Raw genomic sequence first — 6,655 nt, forward strand, 5'->3', positions numbered from 1 at the left:
GGCGACTGCTACGACCGTTTCCTGTGCCGGATGGAGGAGATGCGCCAGTCGGTCTCGATCATCAAGCAGGCGATCGACAAGCTGCGCGCCGAAGGCCCGGGCGAGATCCTCGCGCGTGGAAAGATCACGCCGCCCAAGCGCGGCGACATGAAGACCTCGATGGAAGCACTGATCCATCACTTCAAGCTGTATACCGAGGGCTTCCACGTGCCCGAGGGCGAGGTCTATGCCGCCGTCGAGGCGCCCAAGGGCGAGTTCGGCGTCTACCTGGTCGCCGACGGCACCAACAAGCCCTACCGCGCCAAGCTGCGCGCGCCGGGCTACCTGCACCTGCAGGCGATGGATCACATTTCCAAGGGCCACCAGCTGGCCGACGTGGCGGCCATCATCGGCACCATGGATATCGTTTTCGGAGAGGTCGACCGATGAAGAAGTACCTGGCGCTTGCCGCGCTGCCCCTGATCGCCGCCTGCGCGCTGCCGCCCGAGGGCGTGTCCGAGCAGAACCTGGCCGCCTTCGACACGGCCGTGGCCTCGATCGGCTGCGATCTCGCCTCCGAGGCGGATTACCAGGCGGTCGGCCTGCAGACCGGCATCGCGCGCGCCAAGCTGTCCGAGATCGCCGCCTACCGGGTGTCGACCGAGCAGGCCGTGCGCCTGTCGAACGGCGGCGTGCGCCTGGTGACCGGGTCCTGCACGCCGGCGCCCGCGCCCGCGGCACCGGCCGAGACGCCCGCCGCCGACGCCTGACGCGGCCCGCCCCACACGAACATGCGCCCGGACCGTCCGGGCAAGACGAAGGGTCACCCCATGCTGCGACGTCTGCATCCCGACCAGCCCGAAAGCTTCGCCTTCACGCCCGACAACCACGCGTGGGCCGAGGCGCAGATCACCAAGTATCCCGCCGGTCGCCAGGCCAGCGCGATCATCCCGCTGCTGTGGCGCGCACAGGAGCAGGAGGGCTGGCTGACCCGCCCGGCGATCGAACACGTGGCCGAGATGCTCGACATGTCCTACATGCGCGCGCTCGAAGTGGCGACGTTCTACTTCATGTTCCAGCTGCAACCTGTTGGTAACGTTGCGCATATCCAGATCTGCGGCACCACGTCTTGCATGATCTGCGGCGCCGAGGACCTGATCGCCGTCTGCCGCGACAAGATCGCGAAGAAGGCGCACCAGCTCTCGGCAGACGGCAAGTTCTCGTGGGAGGAGGTCGAGTGCCTCGGTGCCTGCGCGAACGCGCCGATGGCCCAGATCGGCAAGGATTACTACGAGGACCTGACCGCCGAAAGCCTCGGGTCGCTGATCGACCGGCTGGCCAAGGGCGAGGTGCCCACGCCCGGCAGCCAGACCGGACGCTTCGCGTCGGAACCCGCGTCGGGCTTGACCTCGCTGACCGAGTTCACAAACGCGTCGATCAAGTACAACGGCTCGGTCCAGCGGGCGGTCGACCTGAACGACACGGTCAAGCGCATCGACGGCACCGAAGAGCCGCTGCGCGCGCCCTGGGGCGACCAGTCCGGCCGCCGCGGCGGCGGCGAGGGCAAGCGCGGCCCCGAGCTATCCGACGGCCATCCGATCGACGAGACCGGCATCGACAAGCGCGAACCGGTGGCCAAGGCGACCGGCTGGCCGGACGAGGACAAGCCCGCCAAGGCGGCCGAGGCCGAGGGGGCCGCGCATCCGCAGCCGCACGGCCTGACGACGCCGCGCGACGGCAAGGCCGACGACCTGACCAGGCTTTCTGGCGTCGACGCCCAGACCGAAAGCGCGCTGCACGAGCTGGGCCTCTACCACTACGACCAGTTCGCGGCGTTGTCCCCGGGCGAGGTGACGTGGCTCGACGCCCATCTGGACGGCGATGCACCGGCCAGCCGCGGCGAATGGGTCGCACAGGCCAAGGCCCTGCTTTCAGGGGACAAGACGGACTGAGCCCGACGTGCTAGAACGACCCTGTCACAGTCTTGGGGAGAGATCCGATGAATGACGACAGGGGCGGTTTCGACTGCACGACGGGAAGCTGGGCGCTGGCGGTCGGCGCGGGGGGCCTGACCTTCGTGCTTCTGATGGTGCTGGGGGATTGGCGCTTTTTCGGCGCGGTGTTCATCGCGGCGGTGGTGACGGTGGGCCTCGGCGTGCTGTGCCAACTGGTGTTCTGCGGCGGCACGGGCAGCAAGGGCTGGCTGAAGGCCACGCCGCCGGCCGATCCAGCGGAGACCTCGATCACCTACGCGCATGCCAGGCGCCAGGCCGAAGCGCGGGGCGAGACGCCGCCCGCCGGTCCCGTCGAGGCGACGTCGCCCGCCGGTGCGTCGGTGCTGACACCGTCGTCTTCGCTGAAGACCGACAAGACCCCGTCCACCGCCCCGGCCGATGAGGCAAAGCCCTCCGCGGCGCCCGCCGAAGCGGAAAAGCCCCGTGAACCGGCCCAGCCGGTCCCGCCCTCGGATCCCGTTCCCGCCAGCACGCCCGCCCCGGGCGCAGCGCTCGACGAGAACCTCGGCACCAAGCCGGAAACGCTGGACGCGCCCCGTGGCGGCAGTGGCGACGATCTGAAGAAGATCAAGGGCGTCGGGCCGAAGCTGGCCGAGAACCTGAACGCCGCCGGCGTCTACCATTACGACCAGATCGCCGGCTGGTCGGCGGACGAGGTCGCCTGGGTCGAGGACAACGTCGACGGCGCCAAGGGCCGGATCATCCGCGACGACTGGGTGGCGCAGGCCAAGACGCTGTCGGCCGGCTAGCGGAACGGCGCGGCCGGCGGCGCGTTTCGCACCATTGTGGCGCGCGACGTGACGGACGCGGGCCGCGACGACAGGGGGGCTTGCGCGGCGCGGGGCGCTGTGCGACCCCTCGCTCGGCACCGCGGGGAGGGCGGCGTCGACCCGGATGTGCGCAGCACCCGCGCGCGTCCCGCCTTGCCAACGCGAATGGAGCGATGACATGACCAAGACCACTCCCATGATGCCGCCGATCTACGATTTCGGCGCGATGGTCGATTTCTGGCATCGGCAAAGCAACGCCATGGTCACGTTCAACCTGCAGATGATGCGCGCCGCGATGGCCCCGTGGGAGGCCATGGGCCTGTCGCCGCGCGCCTTCGTGAACCTCGGGATGGTGCCGTCGGCTGTGGCCGCGACCGAAGCGGCGATGACGCCCGCGGCCGAGCCGTCGCAGGACGAGCCGCTGCCGGTCGAGACCGACGCCAAGGCCGACGCGACGCCGACCGCCCGCACGGCGGCCAACGATTCGGGTGCCGCGCCGAAGAAAGCCACCGCGGCGGTGGCCGAGACCGCGCAGGCCGCCGAGGATGCCGCGACCGCGCGCAAGCCGTCCGGCCTGAAGGCGCCGCGCGCCGTGGGCGCCGATGACCTGCGCAGGATCACCGGGCTGGGCCCGAAGCTGCAAGAGGCGCTGAACGCCATCGGCATCTACCATTTCGATCAGGTCGCCAAGTGGACCGAGGCCGAGACCGCCTGGATCGACGAGAACATCGGCGGCGTGCGCGGCCGCGCCAGCCGCGACGGCTGGGCGAAACAGGCCGCGACACTGGCGCGCGGCGACAAGGGCTGAGACCGCGCCATGTCGTCCGATGACCATTCCCGCCGGGGACGGCGCATCGCGCTGTTCGTGGCGGGGCTTGGCCTTCTATGGATCGCGATCATCGCGATCGGCGGCGCGCTCGACCTGTCGCAACGGGTGCGCGCGCTGCTCGACCTGATCGTGCTTGCGGGGTTCGGCTGGGCGATCTGGATGATTTACGGGCTCTGGCGCGACCGCCGGGAACACGAGGACTGAGACATGCTGGCTGACAAGGACCGGATCTTCACCAACCTCTATGGCATGCACGACCGCACCCTGAAGGGTGCGCAGGCGCGCGGCCACTGGGACGGCACGAAGGACCTGATCGCCAAGGGGCGCGACTGGATCATCCAGGAGATGAAGGACAGTGGGCTGCGCGGCCGCGGCGGCGCGGGTTTCCCGACGGGGCTCAAGTGGTCCTTCATGCCCAAGGAAAGCGACGGCCGCCCGGCCTACCTGGTCGTCAACGCCGACGAATCCGAGCCCGGGACCTGCAAGGACCGCGAGATCATGCGCCACGACCCGCACACGCTGGTCGAGGGCTGCCTGATCGCGTCCTTCGCGATGCAGGCGCATGCCTGCTACATCTACATCCGCGGCGAATACATCCGCGAGCGCGAGGCCCTGCAGGCCGCCATCGACGAGGCCTACGACGCCGGTCTCGTGGGCAAGAACGCCTGCGGGTCGGGCTGGGACTTCGAGATCTTCCTGCACCACGGCGCGGGCGCCTATATCTGCGGCGAAGAGACCGCGCTGCTCGAATCGCTCGAGGGCAAGAAGGGCATGCCGCGCATGAAGCCGCCGTTCCCGGCGGGCGCGGGCCTCTATGGCTGCCCCACCACCGTGAACAACGTCGAATCCATCGCCGTCGTGCCGACGATCCTGCGGCGGGGTGCCGAGTGGTTCTCGGGCTTCGGGCGGCCGAACAACGCCGGCACCAAGGTCTTCGCCGTCTCAGGCCACGTGAACAATCCCTGCGTGGTCGAAGAAGAGATGAGCATCTCGTTCGAGGAGCTGATCGAGCGGCATTGCGGCGGCATCCGTGGCGGCTGGGACAACCTGAAGGCGGTGATCCCCGGCGGCAGCTCGGTGCCCTGCGTGCGCGGCGAGAAGATGCGCGACGCCGTGATGGACTTCGACTACCTGCGCAACGACCTGCAATCGGGCCTGGGCACCGCGGCCGTCATCGTGATGGACAAGGACACCGACATCATCAAGGCGATCTGGCGCCTGGCGAAGTTCTACAAGCACGAGAGCTGCGGCCAGTGCACGCCGTGCCGCGAAGGCACCGGCTGGATGATGCGTGTGATGGAGCGTCTGGTGCGCGGCGATGCCGAGGTCGACGAGATCGACATGCTCTTCGACGTGACCAAGCAGGTCGAGGGCCACACGATCTGCGCACTCGGCGACGCCGCGGCCTGGCCGATCCAGGGCCTGATCCGCAACTTCCGGGACGAGATCGAGGACCGCATCAAGCACAAGCGCGTCAGCGCCGTTGCCGCGGAATAACGTGGCGCGGCTTGACCTTGAAGGGCCGGGCGGCGATGGTTCGCGCGCCCGGACGCAGGTCCGGCGGTCAGCGGATGGGGGCGTGATGGATCGGGTCGGCATGCGGAAGACGGGGGCAGGGCGCACGGGTGCGGTCATCGCCATGCTGTGCTTGGGCCTCGCGGTCACCGGCTGCGGCAGGCTCGGCTTCGGCGGGGTCGGGGGCGGCAGCTCCGAGATCCGCTTCGACGGCCAGCGCTTCAACGCCCGCGCCCGCGCAACCGAACGCCGCGACAAGCAGACCTTCGTCGTCACCGTGCCGAACGCGGCGCGCTCGCTGCAGGGCGCGCGTCTGGCGGGCGATCATGCGGGCAAGAGCCATTGCATCCGCTATTTCGGCACCTCGGACATCGACTGGACCGTCGGGCCGCAGACCGACCCGGCCGCGCTGGTGTTCGAGGGTGGCACGCTGCGCCTGGCCGGGCGCTGCCGCGACTGAGGCGACGCGCGAAAACGGCGAAACCGTGCCGGGCCCTGCGCGCCTGACGGCGCGCCCTTGCTGGAAACGGTCCTGACCATCGGGTGTTATTGCCTGTCGGAATGACTATCTGTCACCGCAGACGCGAAACCCGATGCGAAAAGGTCCGCCTCATGTTCAAGCGACTCGCCCTTCCTGCCCTGATCGCCGCGGCGCTGGCCGCGCCCGTGCAGGCGCAGTCCAAGCCGCCGCTCAGCCAGGTGCCCCAGATCGACGACGCGCTGATGGCGATCGCCATCGCCGACGACATCCGCAAGCGCTGCGACGGCATCGGGGCGCGCATGGTGCGCGCCTACATCACGATCAACGGCCTGAAATCCAAGGCGCAGTCGATGGGCTACACCGACGACGAGATCGAGGACTACGTCACCTCGAAAGAGGAAAAGGCCCGGATGAAGCGCAAGGCGCTGGCGTGGCTTGCCTCGCAGGGCGTCGATGGCGCGGACACCGCGCAGCTGTGCCGTTTCGGCGAGCGCCAGATCGACCGCAACAGCGCCATCGGCCGTCTGCTGCACTGATATGCGCCTGCGGGCGTGACGCCGCGTACAGGATGAACCGCGTCGATTTTTCCTGACGTTCCCGGGCGATCACGCCTTTCAACGCCGCACTGGTCGCGCTAAAGGGGGGACCAAACGCGGCCCGCCCTTCGCCGGCGGGCACTGCCAGCCATGGGAAACGAAGGGCTCGGCCATGTCCGATACGCGCACGATCATCATCGACGATACCGAAATCGAGGTCCCCTCGGCCATGACGCTGATCCAGGCGTGCGAGGAGGCCGGGATCGAGATTCCGCGATTCTGCTACCACGAGCGTCTGTCGATCGCCGGCAACTGCCGGATGTGCCTGGTCGAGGTCGTGGGCGGCCCGCCGAAACCGGCGGCCAGCTGCGCGATGCAGGTGCGCGACCTGCGCCCCGGACCCGAGGGCCAGCCGCCGCGCGTGCGCACCAACTCGCCCATGGTCAAGAAGGCCCGCGAGGGGGTGATGGAGTTCCTGCTCATCAACCATCCGCTCGATTGCCCGATCTGCGACCAGGGCGGCGAATGCG

General features: G+C 69.1%; 9 protein-coding genes and 1 pseudogene. All 10 read left to right on the forward strand.

From position 1 onward, the window contains the following. A pseudogene (locus ACFDTC_RS16875) lies at positions 1-429 on the forward strand (NADH-quinone oxidoreductase subunit D); the annotation flags it as partial. Beyond that, positions 426-749, forward strand: a complete 324-nt coding sequence (locus tag ACFDTC_RS16880) for a hypothetical protein (protein WP_375260042.1) — start codon at positions 426-428, stop codon at positions 747-749. The pseudogene ACFDTC_RS16875 and the gene ACFDTC_RS16880, both read left to right, overlap by 4 nt. A 60-nt stretch (positions 750-809) precedes the next feature. Next, positions 810-1,931 (forward strand): NADH-quinone oxidoreductase subunit NuoE, encoded by a 1,122-nt coding sequence (nuoE, locus tag ACFDTC_RS16885; protein ID WP_375260043.1) that lies wholly within the window; start codon positions 810-812, stop codon positions 1,929-1,931. A 47-nt stretch (positions 1,932-1,978) separates the two neighbouring features. Continuing rightward, positions 1,979-2,743 carry a hypothetical protein gene (locus ACFDTC_RS16890; RefSeq protein WP_375260044.1) on the forward strand — a complete coding sequence of 255 codons (765 nt, stop codon included), beginning with the start codon at positions 1,979-1,981 and terminating at the stop codon, positions 2,741-2,743. Positions 2,744-2,942: 199 nt separating this feature from the next. Continuing rightward, positions 2,943-3,572, forward strand: a complete 630-nt coding sequence (locus tag ACFDTC_RS16895) for a hypothetical protein (RefSeq protein WP_375260045.1) — start codon at positions 2,943-2,945, stop codon at positions 3,570-3,572. Positions 3,573-3,581: 9 nt separating this feature from the next. After that, complete coding sequence (locus ACFDTC_RS16900) at positions 3,582-3,797, forward strand: DUF5337 domain-containing protein (protein ID WP_375260046.1); 216 nt, start codon at positions 3,582-3,584, stop codon at positions 3,795-3,797. Positions 3,798-3,800: 3 nt separating this feature from the next. Next, positions 3,801-5,090, forward strand: coding sequence for an NADH-quinone oxidoreductase subunit NuoF (gene nuoF / locus ACFDTC_RS16905; protein ID WP_375260047.1), 1,290 nt, complete (start codon positions 3,801-3,803; stop codon positions 5,088-5,090). A 100-nt stretch (positions 5,091-5,190) separates the two neighbouring features. Beyond that, the gene (locus tag ACFDTC_RS16910; protein WP_375260048.1) at positions 5,191-5,568 is read left to right on the forward strand and encodes a hypothetical protein; all 378 of its coding nucleotides are present in this window, start codon (positions 5,191-5,193) and stop codon (positions 5,566-5,568) included. Positions 5,569-5,720: 152 nt separating this feature from the next. Then, entirely contained in the window at positions 5,721-6,125 is a 405-nt protein-coding gene (locus ACFDTC_RS16915) for a DUF5333 domain-containing protein (RefSeq protein ID WP_375260049.1), read from the forward strand. Between the two features lie 172 nt (positions 6,126-6,297). After that, a partial coding sequence (locus ACFDTC_RS16920) for a 2Fe-2S iron-sulfur cluster-binding protein (RefSeq protein ID WP_375260050.1) occupies positions 6,298-6,655 on the forward strand: 358 nt, incomplete at its 3' end.

The sequence above is a fragment of the Citreimonas sp. genome, assembly GCF_042096055.1.
Lineage (GTDB): Bacteria > Pseudomonadota > Alphaproteobacteria > Rhodobacterales > Rhodobacteraceae > Citreimonas.

What these genes read in the sequence shown, in the direction of transcription:
- ACFDTC_RS16880 (WP_375260042.1), top strand. Translation starts at nt 426, where the DNA reads ATGAAGAAGTACCTGGCGCTTGCCGCGCTGCCCCTGATCGCCGCCTGC.
- ACFDTC_RS16900 (WP_375260046.1), top strand. Translation starts at nt 3,582, where the DNA reads ATGTCGTCCGATGACCATTCCCGCCGGGGACGGCGCATCGCGCTGTTC.
- nuoF (WP_375260047.1), top strand. Translation starts at nt 3,801, where the DNA reads ATGCTGGCTGACAAGGACCGGATCTTCACCAACCTCTATGGCATGCAC.
- ACFDTC_RS16890 (WP_375260044.1), top strand. Translation starts at nt 1,979, where the DNA reads ATGAATGACGACAGGGGCGGTTTCGACTGCACGACGGGAAGCTGGGCG.
- ACFDTC_RS16915 (WP_375260049.1), top strand. Translation starts at nt 5,721, where the DNA reads ATGTTCAAGCGACTCGCCCTTCCTGCCCTGATCGCCGCGGCGCTGGCC.
- ACFDTC_RS16910 (WP_375260048.1), top strand. Translation starts at nt 5,191, where the DNA reads ATGCGGAAGACGGGGGCAGGGCGCACGGGTGCGGTCATCGCCATGCTG.
- ACFDTC_RS16895 (WP_375260045.1), top strand. Translation starts at nt 2,943, where the DNA reads ATGACCAAGACCACTCCCATGATGCCGCCGATCTACGATTTCGGCGCG.
- nuoE (WP_375260043.1), top strand. Translation starts at nt 810, where the DNA reads ATGCTGCGACGTCTGCATCCCGACCAGCCCGAAAGCTTCGCCTTCACG.